The 1542-nt window shown below is 64.9% G+C and carries 1 protein-coding gene; it reads left to right on the top strand.

Annotation, left to right across the window (positions count from 1 at the left end; translation table 11 throughout):
- The coding region (locus AC3XYG_RS19465; RefSeq protein ID WP_489141514.1) for a tripartite tricarboxylate transporter permease at positions 1–1350 on the top strand (1350 nt) is incomplete at its 5' end.
- Positions 1351–1542 lie beyond the last annotated feature (192 nt).

Below are 1542 nucleotides of genomic sequence, written 5' to 3'. Positions count from 1 at the left end.
GAGCCGACCACCGGCATGATCATGATGGCGGGCATCTATCACGGCGCCAAGTTTGCCGGGGCCACCACGGCCATCCTGCTGAACATCCCGACCGAAACCTCCTCGATCGTGCTCTGCTACGATGGTCATGCGCTCGCGAAGAAGGGGCGTGGCGGGCCCGCGATGGGCATGTCCGCCATTTCCGGCTTCGTCGCCAGCACGTTCGGCGTGCTCGCGCTGACGTTCGCCGCGCCATGGGCCGCGGAACTGGCCGTCAGCTTCGGGCCGCCCGAATTCGCCATGCTGATGCTGTTCGGGTTGCTGCTGGTTGTGAGCCTGACGGGCAAGAACCCGGTCAAGGGCCTGATCTCCATGATGCTGGGGCTGTTGCTTGCCACTGTCGGCGTCGACATCTTCACCGGCGCGGAGCGATACACCTTCGGATCGATCGACCTTTCGGACGGCATCGAATTCCTGGTGCTGACCTTGGGCTTGTTTGCAGTGGGCGAGGTCCTCGTCAATGTCGAGCGCAAGGCAGGCAGGTCCAGTTTCGTAGCGCCCAAGAGATTTCTCGATTACCTGCCCACTTGGGAGGATCTTCGCCAGACGAGACTCGCGATCGCCATCGGATCGGTTCTCGGCTTCGTCATCGGCGCGATCCCCGGCGGCGGTTCGACCCTGGCCTCGTTCGTGTCCTATGCCGTGGTGAAGAACACGTCCAGGCATCCGGAGGCCTTCGGGACGGGCACGATGGAGGGGGTCGCCGGGCCGGAGGCCGCCAACAATTCCGAGGCCGGCGGCGCGATGATTCCCTTGCTCAGCCTCGGGATTCCCGGTAACGCGAGCACCTCCGTGATGCTCGCGGCTCTCATGCTTTACGGCGTGCAGCCCGGCCCGCTCCTGTTCAGCACGCATCCGGAGATCGCCTGGCCGGTGATCGCCAGCCTCTATCTCGGGACGCTCGCGCTGCTGGTGCTCAACCTGCCGCTCATCCCGATGTGGGTGCAGATCCTGCGCATTCCCTACTGGCTGCTCTACCCGGTCATCCTGATCCTGGGCGTCGTGGGGGCCTACAGCGTGCGCGGCTCGATCTTCGATGTCTGGATGCTGATGGCCTTCAGCGTGCTCGGCTACACGCTGCGCAAACTATCGGTCCCCGCCGCACCGATGCTGATGGCCTTCGTGCTGGGGCCGCAGGCGGAAAGCGCGGTGCGCCAGTCGCTGATGCTGTCGGACAACAGCCCCATGATCTTCCTGCAGCGGCCGATCGCGCTGGGGATCGTCGTGTTGATCGTCGTTATGGTCGCCACATCCATCATCTCCCGGCGCCGCCAGCGCCACGCCGTGGCAGCCGCGCCGGCTGCAAACTGAACCGCTCTGCGAATGCGGGACGCAAGCAAATCAAAGGAGGAGGCCAAAATGTCGGTGACGAGCAAAATGCGTGGCAGCGTCTGGTCCGCCATCGCTGCAGTGCTGATCGTGGGTGGTGTCCCGTTCGGGGCCGTCGCTGCCGATCCATCCAACGTGCAGTTCGTCGTCGACACCGGCCCGGGTGGTGGCCGG

The sequence above is a fragment of the Inquilinus sp. genome (assembly GCF_057815775.1).
This window is presented reverse-complemented; position numbering and strand designations above follow the sequence as displayed.